Below are 14604 nucleotides of genomic sequence, written 5' to 3' on the forward strand. Positions count from 1 at the left end.
CGGCCCTTTCCTCGTGAAAGGGCCGGCTTTTTTCATGGCAGATGTTCAGCCCCGCATGCGCGTGCCCCAAGCCCTGGCAGCGGCGACTTCAGGCATAATTGCCCCTTGTTGAATTTAATCCGTCAATGGCCGGCATGGCCGTTGGTGCAGGAGCCAGTCATGTCAGTGAGTACCCGCGACGCCCTATTGAAAAGCGCAGAGATCCACCTGCGTTCGAAAGGCTACGCCGCTTTCAGTTATGCCGATTTGTCGGAAGAAATTGGCATACGCAAGGCCAGCATCCACCATCATTTTCCCACCAAGGAAAACCTTGGCGTGGCCTTGATCACGCAATACATCGAGGTGTTTACGGAAAAGCTGCAAACGATCGATGCGGCGCATGCCGATCCGGTCGCACGCCTGCGCGAGTTCGGCGGGCTGTTCCAGGCCAGCGCCAACGATCATTTGCTGCCGCTGTGCGGCGCGCTCGCGGCCGAAATGGCGGCGCTGCCCGAATCGCTGCAGGCCCTGGGCCGGCAGTTGATGGCGCAGCAGCTGGACTGGATGGAAAACAATCTCGTGCAGGCGGCGCAGCTGCACGGCTGGACCTTGCGGAAAGCGCCGAAGGATTATGCCTTCATGCTGCTCAGCGCCTTGGAGGGCGCCAGCTTTATCGGCTGGGCCCTGGGGCCTTCGACCGATCCGCTGGCCGCGTTTCATTACCTGCTCGACAATCTGGCGTAGCGCTGGCCAGCCCGCTCAGGCCAACAGGGCTGGCTTGGCGATCATCAGCGCGCAGATGGTCAAAAACACGGCCAGCTTGATGCACAGCCAGATTCCCAGTCTGGCGCCCGCCTGCGCGTATCCCTGTTCCACCTTCTCTTCCACCTTGTCCGCCCAGAAATGGTCGATGGCTTGCGCGCCGATAAAAAGCGCGAGGGACAGCCGCATCCAGCCCATCTGCAGCCAGGCCCATTGTTGCTGGTACAGCAGGATCAGCCCGCCGAGAAGCAGCAGCCAGCCTGCGACGCCGATCTGCTGATGGAGTTTGTGTAATGTATCGCGGCCGGCGGGCTCGCGCATCAGGCCGAGCAGGCGCGGCGTCAGCATCATCGGGCCGATGAAGGCGATGGCTGCGACGATGTGCAATATCAGCAGGAATGTATAGGTGTTCATGGCGTTCTCGTATCGGCAAGGACAGTTGTTTGAGGAACGTTTAGAATAAGTTTTACTACCTACTTACGCTACTCGCATTCATGGCAAAAACTGCAGCGCATGCGGAGCCCCGCAAGCGGCCGTCCCAGGCCAGATCGGCCGCCACCGTCGCGGCGATGGTGGAGGCGGCTGCTCGCATTATTGAGGTGCGGGGCTGGGCCGCGTTGACGACGAATCATGTTGCCGAGCTCTCTGGCGTCAGCATCGGCTCCCTGTACCAGTACTTCCCGTCCAAAGAGGCGCTGCTGGCCGAACTGGTGCGCCGCGAACGCGCGATGCTGCTGCACGACGTGGGGCTAGCCATGGCGCTGGACGGAGAGCTGCCGTTCGCGATACAGCAAGGTGTGATGGCCGGCCTGGCGCACCAGTTCAGGCGCCCGGCGCTTGCGCTTGCGCTGGAATCGGCGCCGTCGTCGCCATCCTTGCAGCGTGAGGACGAGGCCTTGCGGCAGGCGCTTGCCGGCCAGCTCGCGGGGTTGCTGGCGCGTCATGGCGTCGCCGATCCTGATATGGCCGCCGCCGACGTGATTGCGCTGTGCCGCGGCATCATCGACGCCGCGGCGCTGCGGGGAGAAACGGATATGGCGTCGCTTGCCCGGCGCCTGGGACGCGCGGTCCACGGCTACCTGGACACGGCGGCACCTGCCAGGGAAGCCGCCGCCAGCGCTTAAGGGAGGATGCAGCCGTCCAGGCCACACATCTCCCCGTCCGATGCGGCCAGGTTCTCTTGGGATTGCGCATGGAGGTTCTCCAGCGCCTGCCTGAAAACTTCTGGCGGCTGCGCGCCGGAAATGTGCGCCCCATTTCCGAAAACGAACAGCGGCACGCCGGAAGCGATGCGCGAGGCGCTGCGCTCATCGTCCTGCACTTGCTGGCGCAATTGCGGTGTCGACCAGGCGCGCTGCACCGCCTCGGCAGGCACGCCCGCCTGTGCCGCGAGCAGGGCGAGAGAATCGCGGTCGAACAGCGACTGGCCGTGCGAAATGCTCTGTGCATACAGCACTTCGGCCAGGCGCTGCTGCAATGCCGCGTCGCCGGCGGCCTTGACCAGCATGTGCGCGTCCATGGTGTCGCCAAACAGCATGCTGTCGAAGCGGTAGTCCAGGCCTTCCGCGGCCCCATGCGACTGCACCGAGTACAGCATGCCCTCGGCGGCCAGCGGATCGCGAAACTTTTTCAGCAAGGCCGCCTTGATCGGTTCCGCCGGATGGCCTGGCGCGATGCGGTAGGCGCGCAGCCTGACCTGCACGGCGTCTTTGTGCGCGAAAGCGGCCAGGGCTTTGTCGAAGCGGCGTTTGGCGATCCAGCACCAGGGGCAGACGAAATCGGACCAGATGTCGACGACCAGCGTTGGTGTGTTGTTTTTCATGGTTGCTCCTTGAATGGCCGGCCCGGCGTGCACGCATGCCAGGCCGGCTGATGCGGCGGTATCAAGCCTTGTCGAACGCGTCCAGCACGTGGGTGCTGTACACAAGGGCGGCGCCCGCATTGAGGTTGATCGCCACGCCGAGCGCCTCGGCAATTTCCTCGGTGGTGACGCCAAGTTTCTTGGCGGCGGCAGCGTGGAAGGCGATGCAGCCGTCGCAGCGCGTCGTGACGGCCACTGCCAGCGCAATCAGTTCCCGCGTTTTCGCATCGAGATGGTTGGTCTTGTCGCCGGCGCCGCCCAGTGCGGCGATGCCTTTCATGGTGTCGGGCGTCAATGCGTTCAATTGCAACGCACGCGTGTTGATGTCTTGCCGAGCTTGTTTCCAGTCTTCCATGTTTTCCTCGCTATGTAGGCGCTTGCGCGCGGGTTGGGTTGATTCCAGGGAGGGGAATCAGGCCTCGATAATTTCCAGGGTGGGCAGCATGCGGATGGCCTTCGAGAAATTGGCCAGGTTGACCGACGTTTTGGTGACGGCCTGGTGCAGCGCCTCGACGCGCTCGCGCGAGGCATCCGTGCGCAGCCGCACCACGTAGCTGACTTCGTCGTAGCCGGGATTGACGTTCTCGTCCAGGCCAAGGAAGCCGCGCAGGTCCAGCTTGCCATCCGTTTCGATTTCCAGGCTGTGCACGGTGATGCCCATGGTCGCCGCATTGGCCGCGTAACCGACTGACAGGCAGGCGTTGAGGGCAGCCATCAGCAGCTCTTGCGGATTGGGCGCCGTGTTTTGGCCCAGCAATTCATGCGGTTCGTCCGAGGCGATCTCGAAATGGCGCGCATGCTTTTCACCACCGAGCACATAGTGGCTGACGGTGGCCACGCTACGCGTCTGGTGTTGCCACCGGGTCTTGACGTTGAAACGCGCCTCGCCCTTGCCGGGATGCTCTGCCACGCCTTGCGCGAATTGCTGCAATGCTTGCACGTTGATGCCATTGAGCATGTTGGCACCGGCCGCCGCGCCATACGCGGGATAGTCGGTATAGCCATGGGACGGAGCGCCGCTGGCGCCGTAATAGGTCGAGCGGTCGCTGTCGGCCAGCGGCCAGTTGTTTTGCATGCGCTCCACCAGATCCGGGTTGGAGATGAACGGCATGCCGAAGGCGATCAGATCGAGGTCGCCCTTTTCCAGCTCGCTGCGCGCCAGTTCCTGCGTGAAGCCGCCCGCGCCGATCAGGGTGCCGTGATAAGCCTGGCGGAATTGCGCGCCAAAGCCGGGCGGCACTTGCGCCGCCGTGATGGTGGGCTGGTAGTTCAGGTGCACATAGGCCAGTTGCCTCGTATCGAGCGCCTGCGCCACGCTGCTCCACACCTGCGCTTCGTCCGCATAGGCGCGCATGTCGTACAGGCGGCCGAACGGCGAGATGCGCACGCCGACCTTGCCGCCGCCGATGGCGGCCGACAGGGCGTCTATGGTCTCGAGCAAAAAGCGCTGGCGGTTGGCGATGCTGCCGCCGTACTGGTCCGTGCGAGTATTGACGGCGCTGCTGAGGAACTGGTCGAACAGGAAGCCGTTGGCGGCCATGATCTCGATCCCGTCAAAGCCGGCTTCGATAGCGACTTTTGCCGCATGCACGAAGTCGGCGGTGACGCGCGCGATCTCGTCGACGGTCAGCGCGCGCGGCACGCTGGGCAGCACCGGTCCCGCCTTGCCCGGTTCGATCCAGGCATAGACGGTGGTGTTTTCCGCCGCCACGTCGCTGGGACCGACGGGCGCCGCGTTGCCAGGCTGGATAGACACATGCGACATGCGGCCCACGTGCCACAGCTGGGCGAAGATCTTGCCGCCCTTGGCATGCACGGCATCGGTGACCTGGCGCCAGCCCTGGCCCTGGGTGCTGCTGTAGATGCCCGGCGTGTACAAATAGCCGCGGCCTTCATCGGAGACGGGCAAGCCTTCGGTGACGATCAGGCCGGCCGAGGCGCGCTGGGCGTAATACAGCGCGGTGAGCGCGTCGGGATTGTTTTCGAGCGTGCGCGTGCGCGTCATCGGCGCCATGACGACGCGGTTGGCCAAGGAAATGCCGGACAGGTCATAGGGAGTGAACAGTTGATGCATGTAATGCCTCGCAAAGGATCGGATGCGCCGTGGCGCGGAAGGATTGCCGGGTGAAATACCGGGTGCGAAATGAGTCTACCATCTAGTAGGTAGACAAGTCAACCGGCCGCAGCGCCGGCAAAATCGCTATGATGCGGCTTTGCACGGGACGATACGGAGGATGGCAATGAAGAAGCGCCTGATGGCTGGCCTGGGCGCGCATGCGCTGGGCTGCCTGCTGTTTATTGGGTTGAGCTGGCTGGGATTTTTCCTGTATACGCAGCTGTTCGGCAGCCTGGGCTCGCGCGGCGTGGCCGGCGGGCTGGCCCTGCTGCTCGTGTTTTACGTGTACGCGGGCACGAATCTGCTGCTGGCGCTGCTGCCGCCCGGCAGGTGGAAGCCCGTGCTGTGCGCCGTGCTGGGCGCGGCCGTGCTCGCGTATCTGCTGCCCCAGCATCCGCTGCGGGCGATCTACTTCTGCGTGCTGTCGGGCGGCTTGAGCTGGCTGGCCGTGCTGGCCAGCGCGCGTTTAAGCGGATACCTGCGCGGCTGACAGGCCCGAAATAAAAGCGGCGACGGCGACGGCGGCCGCTTCCGGCGCCGCCTGCAGCAGCATGTGCGGCGCGGCGATGTCGATCACTTGCGCGCCCGCTGCCCGCCGCCGTATCTGCACGGCGTTCGCTGGCGGCACCAGGCGGTCGTGAAGGGCGCGCAGATACAGCACGGGCAGGCTGCCGCGCGCGAAGCTGCGCGAGGCGTCCTTTTCGCGAATTTCCAGCACGGCGCGCAGGCGCTGGCGCAGCGTTGCCGGCGGCACTTGCGCCAGCGCAGCGGCCAGTTCCGCCTGCAGTTGCGGCGTGGCGTAGGGCGCCAGCAGCGCCTGGCGCAGCGCGAAGCCGGGCAGGGCGCCAAAGGGCACGAGGCCCAGCAGGTGGCGCAGCGGCGCCAGCATGGGGCGCGGATTGCGCACGAATGAACAGCACAGGACCAGGGCGCGCATGCCGGGCGGCGGATCGGCGCGCAAAGCGGCCCCCAGCGGTCCCGAAAACGATTCGGCCAGCACGACGAAAGGACGGTCCCGCGGCAAGCGCTCGCGCACGTATGCTTCCAGCGCCGCATAGTCGAGTGGCGCGGCCGGATAGGCGATGGCCAGGGTGTCGATGGCGCCGTGCGCGCGCAAGGCGGCGTCGAAACGGTGGAACAGGCTGGCCGTGCCATCCATGCCGGGCAGGAGGACAAGCAGGGGCGAGGCGTGGGTTGATGTCGTCATTGCGGCCATCATAACAGCCGCGCCGGCGCACCCGCCGTCCGCCAGCCGCGCCGCATGGGCGCTGGCGCCATGCTAGAATCGCCGGCGCGCCATGCGTGGCCGCAAGAGCGGCCAAATCCCCGACAGACAGAATCATGCATATCATTTTTTCGAATTACCGCACCCTGGGCGGCGCCTTGCTGGCGGCGGCCTGCATCCTTTCCCAGCCCGCCCGCGCCACGGCGGCGCCCTCGGCGCCAGCCGGGAAAAGCCTGTCCTCCCTGCTGGCAGGCGGTCCCTTGCCGCGCCTGAGCGACGATGCGCAAGTGCGCGCCGTCCTGTTCGATTTCTTCGGTTACGCGCGCGGCAGCTACACGGAAGACGATGAACTGCTGCTGGCACAGGCGCTCGAAGCGATCAGCGAAAAGCGCGACGCCACGCGTACCGTGCTGGCCGATGGCCGCCAGCTGCTGGCGTCGATGAACGACCGTAAGCAGGGCCGCGAACGCGGTGCCATGCTGCTCGACAAGCGCGGCACCATCATCGCCTTTGGCCTCGTCAATGGTCATTGCCGCCTGGAGGGCCAGCCGCTGGCGAAAGTCTGCAATCCCGATCCGAACGCCGTGCTGACGGTATTTCACCGCAAGGGCATGCTGGTCGGCGACGCGGCGCCCTTGCTGGCCTGGGCCCGGCAATTGCCGCCCATGCTGGCGCTGATCGCGGCCGACAAGGAAGCGGGCGCCGGCGGGCAGAAGATCGCCAGCGTCGAATATGTGCTGGCCCAGCCGGCCCTGCCGGGCTGGAACCGCGCCCAGCTGCCGCCCGCGTATCCGCCGGCGCTGCTGCCGCTGCTGCTCGATAAATCCACGGTGCTGACGTCGGCCGGCGCGGGCGTGTTTGCCTATCCTCTCACCTTGAAGGGCAAGAAACAGAACAATGTGCTCGACCATGCGGAAGGCCGCCCGCCGCGCGACCTGGAAGTGGCGCTGCGCAGCTATGCCAGCTTCGACACGGTAGTCGAGCGCTACCGCCAGCTGGCCAAGGGCGCCCGGCTGCAGCGCAACGAGCGCACGGCCTACCTTGATGGCGACATGGGTCAGGGCAGCTACCGCGTCTATATCCGCAACACGGGCGCCGATGGCGTCATGATCGACGTGGCGCTGTGGCAACGCAAGCTGGCCGCCAGCCGCTGAACTTAGTTAGGGCGCGCCTGCTCGTAGCCCAGTTGCGCCAGCTGCGCGGCGATGGCGTCGTCGCGGGTTTTGGTGCCCGTGCGCAGGCGCGCATGCGTGAGGGACGCGGGCAAGCCATGCGCCAGCAAGGCGTCGATGTCGAGCATCGTTTCGTATGCCGACAGCTGGCGCAGGGCGGGCAAGGCGGCGAGGCCGGGCAGGCTGTCGAGCGTCTTGCAGGTGTGCAGGCTAAGGCGTTCGAGCACGGGATTGGGCCCCAGCGCGATCTGCCGCAGCTTGATCTGGTCTTCCACCCATAGCGCCTGCAGCAGCGGGAAACGGCCGATGTCGCCCAGGGTTTCCAGGCCGCGCACGCGTATCACTTCCAGTTTCCGCAACAGCGGCGCCTCGATGCGCGCGAGCGATTCGCGCCCGCCCAGCTGCAACAGCAGCCGGTCCAGGCGGGCCATCGCCGAAATGAAATCGAGCGGCACCTTGTTCTTGATGCGGTACAGCGACAGCTCGTGCAGCGCAGGCAGGCCGGCCAGGGTGTCGATATGCTGGTCGTGGCCCTCGATGACCAGGCTGGCCAGCTGCGCGTAGTGGCGCAGCGGCGCCAGGTCGATATTGTTCTTCGCCGACTCGCCCAGGTACAGGTAGTCGAGGCCGCGCAAATTGTCGAGCTGCAGGATGTCGGCCTGCGCCAGTTGGTACACGCCCAGGCTCAGGCGCTTCAGGTGGCGCAGCTCGCCCAGGGTTTCCAGATGGATGGCTTGCCAGTGGCAGTCGATGGACAGGCTGGCCACATGCGGCAGCGCGCGCAGGATGCGGGCATCGAACACCCTCGGGTCGTAACCGTAGATGCGGATGGTCAGCGCCGTGCCGCAGGTGGCGGCCAGGGCGTCGAGGTCGGCCAGCAGCGGCTCCGGCTCGCCCAGGGTATCGAACTGCACCAGCACCTGCTGGCCGCCCGTGATGGCGGCGCGGATCGCCCGGGCGTCGATGCGCCCGGGGTTCTGGATGCATAGCGGCTGTGTTGCCTGCGTCATGGTCACAGTCCTATCGGGTAGTCCACCTTCCTGGGGGGAGGGCAGCCTTCCGGCCCCGGAAACGTCTGCTTGCCCGTGTCGTCGTAGCGCTTGCCGCACTCCACGAGCACGCGCTTGCGGAAGGTGTAGATGCTGGCCACCTTGCCATTCGGGTGGTAGCAGATATTGTCGCCATCGCGGTCGGTCGAAGCGTAGCTGATCATGGTCTCGCCGTTGACCGTGCGGGTGCTGTGGCCGCTGCGCGGCTCCGTGCATTTGAGCTGGCCGCTTTCGTAATAGACGTTGAGGACGGAGGTGTCGGCGGCGCGGTCGACCAGCAGTTCATCCTTGCGCTTGCCGTTCGGGTAGTTCGAATAGCCTTCCTGGCGCTGGCCGTACTGGAAGGCGTAGTAATACTGCGGCTTGCCGTCCGGGTAGTACATGTGGTGGTACTCGCATACGTCGTCGCGCGTGCTGCCGTATTCCTTGAAGGTGCAGCGGTGGATGTCGTTGAGCAGCTGGCCGTCTTCATAGTATTCGCGCAGGTGCGTGAGCAGGCGGCCCTGGTCGATGACGGCCAGGCGCTCCGGCTTGCCGTTCGGGTAGTAGCGCGCGTCCAGGCCCTGCTTCTTGCCCATCTCCCACAAGGTATCTAGGCGCAGGATCTTGCCGCTGTCGTCGAATGCCTGTTCACGCCCATCGAGCTGGCCGTTGCGGTAGGTGGCCGTGTAGACCACGTATTCCCTGCCGGCCGGGCCCAGATAGCGCGTGCGGCTGCCTTCGAGCACGCCGGCCTGGTAATGGTCGCGCTGGCGCAGCGCGCCCTGCGCATCCGTGTCGATCGCTTCGCCCTGTTTTTTGCCTTGCACGAAAGTGACGCTTTGCGTGGCCTTGTCCTTGAGCTTGAGCTTCCACGGCCCGTCGCGCAAGCCTTCGATGAAGCTGCCGTCGCCGTCTTCCGTGATCCACGCGCCATGGCGCGAGCCGTTCACGTAGTTGCCGCGCGTTTGCAGCTTGCCGCCCATGCTGCGTTCGTGCGGGCCGTTCAGCTGGCCGCCCGTGTAGGTGTCGAAGCCCGTCACTTCCTCTGCATCGGCATAGTTGACGACTGTCCAGCGGCCTTCGCGCTTGCCGGCCCGGTACATGCCGCTCTCGCTCTGTCGGGGGTAATTGAAGTACCACATGCCTTCCTGCAGGCCGTCGACGAAATGGCCCTTTTCGCTGCCTTCGTGCATGCCTTCGCGCACCCACAGGCCCTGGCGCTTGCCTTTCGCGTACTGGCCCCGCTCGACCACCGAGCCGTCGTCCCAGGCCAGGCTGTAGATGACGGAAGGGCCTTCCTGGCTGCCCGTGAACTGCTTCGGCGCCGTTTCCCACGTTAGCTGCCACAGGCGGTAATTGTGCAGGATGCCGGCGCCCGCATCGCTGTACAGGGTATAGCTGGCGGTGAGAAAACGGTCGCCTTTCTTCTCGAAGGTTTTCTTGTAGATGATGGCGTCCTTGTCGCCAGCCGCCACGGGCTTGCCCTCATCGCTGTAGTAGCCGACGATGGTGCCCTGCGTATGGTCGATGGCGTCGAAGTCCGCATTGCCGCTCTTGCCGCGCGCGACGCTGTAGTCCATCGGCGCCAGCTTGGCCAGCGCCGCCTTGACCTGGCCCGCGTTGGGCGCGGCGCTTTGCGCCACGATGCGGTTCAGGGCTGGCTGCAAGCCGTCGAGGCGCCGGTACTTGCCGGAACTGCGGTGGTAGCGGTAGGCGCGCAAGCCATTCCTGCCGTCCTGGCGGAACAGCACCAGCATGGTTTGCACGCTGTCGTCCGACTCCTTGTCCAGCGAGGCATAGAAGACGGAACGGATGACGGCGTTGCCGAACTGGTCGAGCAAAATGGGTTTCGAGGTGCCATCCTTGCACTCGCAGTAATAGCCGTTGACGCCCTCTTTTTCCTTGAGAAAGGCGATGTCGAAGCCGCTGTCCTGCGAGGCGCTGATGGCGGGATGGGCGAGGGTCTTGCCTTCATAGAAGGGCGCGCCGTGGGCGAAGGCGGAGCAGAGCAGCAAGGGCAGAAGCAGACGTTTCATCGTGTGGCTGGCGCCGGGGCGCCGCAATGGAAAGGCCACGATTCTGCCTGCGTTCTTACTTGTGGGCAAATGGGCGCGCGTCTATCGTGTGCGCGTGCGCGCCCCGGGTCAGGGCTGGTGCGCGGCGCAGAAGTCCAGCAGCAGCTGTTCGCCTTCCGGCCAGGGACCGTAGCCGGCGTCGCCGTTGATATGGCCGGCGTCGCCGATCATGGTGAAATCGCTGCCCCAGGCGGCGGCAAACGCGCGCGCCCGCGCGAAGCTGACGTAGGGATCGTCGCCGCTGGCTACCACCAGGCTGGGAAACGGCAAGGCTTGCAGCGGCACCGGCGCAAAGCCCGTCGTGCCTGCGGGATAGGAGGGCGCTTCCACATCGCTGGGGGCGACGAGGACGGCGCCGGCGATCCTGTGCGGCGAGCCGCTGGCCGCCCAATGGGCCACCAGCGTGCAGGCCAGGCTGTGCGCGGCCAGCACGGGCGGGCGCTCGCAGGCGGCGATGGCGCGATCGAGTTCCGCCACCCATTCATCCTTGTCCGGCGTCTGCCATTCCCGGTGCGGCACGCGCGACCATTGCGGGTGGCGCGCTTCCCAATGGGTTTGCCAATGCTGCGGCCCGGAATTCCACAGGCCGGCCAGGGTCAGGACGAGAGGCGACATCAAATCTCCTTTTGAAATTAGAGCTCCGTGCGTAAGGCAAAGAGCTCCGGGAACAATACCACGTCGAGCATCTTGCGCAAATAGCTGACGCCCGCCGTGCCGCCCGTGCCCGTCTTGAAGCCGATGATGCGCTCGACCGTCGTCACGTGGCGGAAGCGCCAGAAGCGGAAGGCCGTTTCCAGGTCGACCAGCTTTTCGGCCAGCTCATACAGGGCCCAGTGTTTCGACGGGTCGCGGTAGACTTCCAGCCATGCCGCTTTTACCGAAGCGTCGGCGGCGGTCGGCAGGGTCCAGTCGGCGTCCATGCGCTCGGGGGCGATAGGCAGGCCGCTGCGCGCCAGCAGCTTGATCGACTCGTCGTAGACGGACGGCGTGCGCAGGGCGGCGTCGAGCACCTTGTAGGTGTCGGGGGCCGTCGTGTGCACGTTGAGCAGGGCCGCGTTCTTGTTCCCCAGGATGAATTCGATCTCGCGGTACTGGAAGGACTGGAAACCGGACGAGGCGCCCAGGTAGGGACGGATGGCCGTGTATTCGGGCGGCGTCATGGTGGCCAGCACGTCCCAGGCATGGACCAGCTGGTCCATGATGCGCGCCACGCGAGCCAGCATCTTGAAAGCGGGCGCCAGGTCGCCGCTTTGCAGGTTGGCGCGCACGGCGTGCATTTCGTGCAGCATCAGCTTCATCCACAATTCGCTCGTCTGGTGCTGCACGATGAACAGCATCTCGTTGTGGTTCGGCGACAGCGGATGCTGGGCCGTGAGGATGCGGTCCAGCGCCAGGTAATTGCCGTAGCTCATCGATTCGCTGAAATCCATCTGCGCGCCATGCCACTGCGCATCCTGGCCGCCCGCATGCATGGGGCAGCCGCTCGTGTTTTCCTTGTTCATATTTTTTTCGTCGCTCATGGCATGGTTCAGGTGACGGCATCACGCTTGGCGGCGATGTCGTAGGCTAGTGTGTCGAGGGTGTCGCGCAGGATTTCCACGGCATCCCACACGTCGGCAAAGCTCGTGTACAGGGGCGTGAAGCCGAAGCGCATGATGGCCGGTTCGCGGTAGTCGCCGATCACGCCGCGCGCGATCAGCGCCTGCATCACGGCATAGCCGTGCGGGTGCGTGAAGCTGACCTGGCTGCCGCGGCGTGCATGCTCGCGCGGCGTGACAAGGCCCAGCGGATGGCTGGCGCAGCGCTGTTCCACCAGCGCGATGAACAAGTCCGTCAGGGCCAGCGACTTGCGGCGGATGGCTTCCATGCTCGTTTGCGCAAAGATATCGAGGCCGCATTCGACGAGGGCCAGCGAAAGTATCGGCTGCGTGCCGCACAGGGCGCGGGCGATGCCGTCGGCCGGCGTGTAGCCCGGGTCCATGGCGAACGGCGTGGCGTGGCCCCACCAGCCGGACAAGGGCTGGCGGAAGCGCGCCTGGTGTTTTTCCGGCACCCAGATGAAGGCGGGCGAACCGGGGCCGCCATTCAGGTACTTATAGGTGCAGCCGACGGCCAGGTCGGCGCCGGCGCCGTTCAGGTCCAGCGGCACGGCGCCGGCCGAATGGGCCAGGTCCCACAGGGCCAGGGCGCCCTGCGCATGGCAATGGCTGCTGATGGCGGCCATGTCGTGCTGGTAGCCGGTGCGGTAGTTGACGTGCGTGAGCATGGCGACGGCGCAATCGGCGGTGATGGCTTGATTCAGTTCTTCGGGACTGTCGACCAGGCGCAGCTGGTAGCCGCGGTCGAGCCAGGCGGCCAGGCCTTGCGCCATGTACAGGTCGGTGGGGAAATTGCTGCGTTCACTGACGATGATGCGCCGCGCGGCATGCGCGGCATGCGCGGGATCGCTGGCCTGCATCTGCAGGGCGGCGGCCAGGGCCTTGAACAGGTTGACCGAGGTGGTGTCGGTGATCACCACTTCGCCCGCGCCGGCCCCCAGCAGCGGGGCCAGGCGGTCGCCCAGGCGCTTGGGCAGGTCAAACCAGCCGGCCGTATTCCAGCTGCGGATCAGGTCCGTGCCCCATTCGGCCGTGATCACGTGCTGGGCGCGGGCCAGGGCCGCTGTCGGCCGCGCACCCAGGGAATTGCCGTCGAGGTAAATCACGCCTTGCGGCAGATCGAATTGCTGGCGCAGGGGCGCCAGGGGATCGTCGAGGTCGCGCGCGCTGCAGTCTTGTCGAGAAATCATGGTGGCTTTCATGTTGATACTTGGCTCAATGGCACGATATTACTTGAAGCTTAAAGTATTGTGCGGGAGCAGGCAGTGTAGCAAATTCACGCCGGAAAGAGGAATTTCCGCGCTGGATGCGTCCCGGAAAATGCGTACCTGTGGGGCGTCAACGAAAAAAATCACGATTTTTAAAAATATTTTCAAATAACCCTAAAGTTTCGCCAGATGCCGCCGTCAACGATTACATGAACGGTGTCAAACCGGCCGAAAAAGAATGCGGGTCTTTGAAATATTTTTCAAAAAAGCCCTAAAGTTCCTGCCAAGGCAGCCGTTATCTAGGTAGACAGGCTTGATTCCGATCAAGTTGTTGTAAAAAAGTGATATTTTTTACAGGCCAAAAGTCGGCTAAATCCGGCACAGAGCCAACCTCCCACATCCGCGCCGTTGCTGGCGCGCGACCATGATCGAGCAGTGTTTGTCAGACAAACACCTACGATCCCATCCGCCATTCCCCGACCAAAAATACAGCGCTACGCCTCTGTTGCATTTAATGTTGCTCCTGCAGAATGTATCTCACTGGCAACAAACAATGCCAGCAGAATTCAACGGATTGAGGAGATGGAAATGACTGCTAACGACATGATGGCTGAGATTCGCGACGCTAACCTGAGCTACCTGATGCTGGCCCAGCAAATGATTCGTGCAGACAAGGTAACGGCCATCTTCCGTTTGGGCATCGCCGCCGACATCGCCGAACTGATCGAAGGCATGAGCAATGCGCAGATCCTCAAGCTCGCTGGCGGCAACATGATGCTGGCCCGCTTCCGCTTCGACGACAGCGCCATCCTGGGTATGTTGACGAACTACAATAAGGACCGCTCGCTGGCCCAGTCGCACGCCGCCATCTTGATGGCAGGCCAGGGCGTCGAAGAAATCGCCTAAGCTTTTAAATTAGTACTCGTCAGTCGCGGAGCAAGCAGCATGGCCAAGAAAAGTGTCGTATCGGAAGCGCAGGAAATCCAGCTGGCCATCGAATTGATACAGCTGGGCGCGCGTTTGCAACTGCTGGAGACGGAAGTCTCGCTGTCGCGCGAACGCCTGCTGAATCTGTACAAGGAATTGAAGGGCGTCTCGCCGCCCAAGGGCATGCTGCCGTTTTCCACCGACTGGTTCCTCACCTGGCAACCGAATATCCATTCCTCGCTGTTCATCAACATCCACAAATTCCTCGTCGACCACGCCGGCGCCACGGGCATCGAAGCCGTGATGAAGGCGTACAAGCTGTACCTGGAGCAGATGCCGCCCGAAGCGGGCGAAGAGCCGCTGCTGTCGTTGACGCGGGCCTGGACCCTCGTGCGCTTTTTCAGCAGCAAGATGCTGGACATGGCGCCTTGCGGCAAGTGCGGCGGCAAGTTCGTCGTCAATTGCCTCGACCTGAACGCCGATTATGTGTGTGGCCTGTGCCACATGCCTTCGCGTGCCGGCAAGACCAAGAAGGCGCGCGATGAAGCGGCCGCCGTCGCGCCGGGCGTGGTTGCCTGAGCCGTAAATAGACAAGAGAGCAAGCCGGAGCCGGTCGCCTGACCGCACTCCGGCTTTTTCATGCCTGCATC

General features: G+C 64.4%; 16 protein-coding genes and 1 pseudogene. 6 read left to right on the forward strand and 11 right to left on the reverse strand.

Going from position 1 to position 14604, the window contains the following annotated elements:
• Positions 1 to 159 precede the first annotated feature (159 nt).
• Positions 160 to 723, forward strand: coding sequence for a TetR/AcrR family transcriptional regulator (locus CLU90_RS00150; protein WP_092712989.1), 564 nt, complete (start codon positions 160 to 162; stop codon positions 721 to 723).
• Between the two features lie 15 nt (positions 724 to 738).
• Here the strand turns inward: CLU90_RS00150 and CLU90_RS00155 are convergent, their stop codons facing one another.
• Positions 739 to 1155: a hypothetical protein gene (locus CLU90_RS00155; RefSeq protein ID WP_100426896.1), complete on the reverse strand. Its 417-nt coding sequence runs from the start codon at positions 1153 to 1155 to the stop codon at positions 739 to 741.
• Positions 1156 to 1235: 80 nt separating this feature from the next.
• On the opposite strand from CLU90_RS00155, the gene CLU90_RS00160 reads away from it, so the two are divergent.
• Positions 1236 to 1865, forward strand: coding sequence for a TetR/AcrR family transcriptional regulator (locus CLU90_RS00160; protein ID WP_100426897.1), 630 nt, complete (start codon positions 1236 to 1238; stop codon positions 1863 to 1865).
• Here CLU90_RS00160 and CLU90_RS00165 read toward each other — a convergent pair.
• From CLU90_RS00165 to CLU90_RS00175, 4 genes and pseudogenes are all read right to left on the reverse strand, one after another.
• A complete protein-coding gene (locus CLU90_RS00165) occupies positions 1862 to 2563 on the reverse strand; it encodes a DsbA family oxidoreductase (RefSeq protein ID WP_092712337.1) in 702 nt (233 codons plus the stop codon). The two genes, CLU90_RS00160 and CLU90_RS00165, sit on opposite strands and share 4 nt — an antisense overlap.
• A 61-nt stretch (positions 2564 to 2624) precedes the next feature.
• Positions 2625 to 2957, reverse strand: a complete 333-nt coding sequence (locus tag CLU90_RS00170) for a carboxymuconolactone decarboxylase family protein (protein ID WP_092712339.1) — start codon at positions 2955 to 2957, stop codon at positions 2625 to 2627.
• Positions 2958 to 3014: 57 nt separating this feature from the next.
• On the reverse strand, positions 3015 to 3560 hold the full coding sequence (locus CLU90_RS30050; protein WP_175539270.1) for an OsmC family protein: 546 nt from the start codon (positions 3558 to 3560) through the stop codon (positions 3015 to 3017).
• A 21-nt stretch (positions 3561 to 3581) separates the two neighbouring features.
• A pseudogene (locus CLU90_RS00175) lies at positions 3582 to 4676 on the reverse strand (alkene reductase); the annotation flags it as partial.
• 166 nt (positions 4677 to 4842) lie between these two features.
• Between CLU90_RS00175 and CLU90_RS00180 the strand changes: the two are divergent.
• Positions 4843 to 5208: a hypothetical protein gene (locus CLU90_RS00180; protein ID WP_100426898.1), complete on the forward strand. Its 366-nt coding sequence runs from the start codon at positions 4843 to 4845 to the stop codon at positions 5206 to 5208.
• Here the strand turns inward: CLU90_RS00180 and CLU90_RS00185 are convergent.
• A complete protein-coding gene (locus CLU90_RS00185; RefSeq protein ID WP_100426899.1) occupies positions 5185 to 5925 on the reverse strand; it encodes an alpha/beta hydrolase in 741 nt (246 codons plus the stop codon). The genes CLU90_RS00180 and CLU90_RS00185 overlap by 24 nt on opposite strands.
• Before the next feature lie 134 nt (positions 5926 to 6059).
• Between CLU90_RS00185 and CLU90_RS00190 the strand changes: the two genes are divergently transcribed.
• Positions 6060 to 7097, forward strand: a complete 1038-nt coding sequence (locus CLU90_RS00190) for a hypothetical protein (protein WP_100426900.1) — start codon at positions 6060 to 6062, stop codon at positions 7095 to 7097.
• Positions 7098 to 7099: 2 nt separating this feature from the next.
• Here the strand turns inward: CLU90_RS00190 and CLU90_RS00195 are convergent, their stop codons facing one another.
• The 5 genes from CLU90_RS00195 to kynU all read right to left on the reverse strand — a co-directional run bounded on the left by CLU90_RS00195 (position 7100) and on the right by kynU (position 13009).
• A complete protein-coding gene (locus CLU90_RS00195; RefSeq protein ID WP_100426901.1) occupies positions 7100 to 8125 on the reverse strand; it encodes a hypothetical protein in 1026 nt (341 codons plus the stop codon).
• Positions 8126 to 8127: 2 nt separating this feature from the next.
• Positions 8128 to 10182, reverse strand: coding sequence for a toxin-antitoxin system YwqK family antitoxin (locus tag CLU90_RS00200; protein WP_157808694.1), 2055 nt, complete (start codon positions 10180 to 10182; stop codon positions 8128 to 8130).
• A 108-nt stretch (positions 10183 to 10290) separates the two neighbouring features.
• Positions 10291 to 10836 (reverse strand): RBBP9/YdeN family alpha/beta hydrolase, encoded by a 546-nt coding sequence (locus CLU90_RS00205; protein WP_092712354.1) that lies wholly within the window; start codon positions 10834 to 10836, stop codon positions 10291 to 10293.
• Between the two features lie 17 nt (positions 10837 to 10853).
• Positions 10854 to 11741 (reverse strand): tryptophan 2,3-dioxygenase, encoded by an 888-nt coding sequence (kynA, locus tag CLU90_RS00210; RefSeq protein WP_092712356.1) that lies wholly within the window; start codon positions 11739 to 11741, stop codon positions 10854 to 10856.
• 8 nt (positions 11742 to 11749) lie between these two features.
• The gene (kynU, locus tag CLU90_RS00215) at positions 11750 to 13009 is read right to left on the reverse strand and encodes a kynureninase (RefSeq protein WP_100426903.1); all 1260 of its coding nucleotides are present in this window, start codon (positions 13007 to 13009) and stop codon (positions 11750 to 11752) included.
• Positions 13010 to 13615: 606 nt separating this feature from the next.
• Between kynU and flhD the strand changes: the two genes are divergently transcribed.
• Positions 13616 to 13933 carry a flagellar transcriptional regulator FlhD gene (gene flhD, locus CLU90_RS00220; RefSeq protein WP_010396649.1) on the forward strand — a complete coding sequence of 106 codons (318 nt, stop codon included), beginning with the start codon at positions 13616 to 13618 and terminating at the stop codon, positions 13931 to 13933.
• A 39-nt stretch (positions 13934 to 13972) separates the two neighbouring features.
• Positions 13973 to 14533: a flagellar transcriptional regulator FlhC gene (gene flhC, locus CLU90_RS00225; protein WP_092712360.1), complete on the forward strand. Its 561-nt coding sequence runs from the start codon at positions 13973 to 13975 to the stop codon at positions 14531 to 14533.
• The last annotated feature ends 71 nt before the right edge of the window (positions 14534 to 14604 follow it).

The sequence above is a fragment of the Janthinobacterium sp. 67 genome (assembly GCF_002797895.1).
Taxonomy (GTDB): domain Bacteria; phylum Pseudomonadota; class Gammaproteobacteria; order Burkholderiales; family Burkholderiaceae_D; genus Janthinobacterium.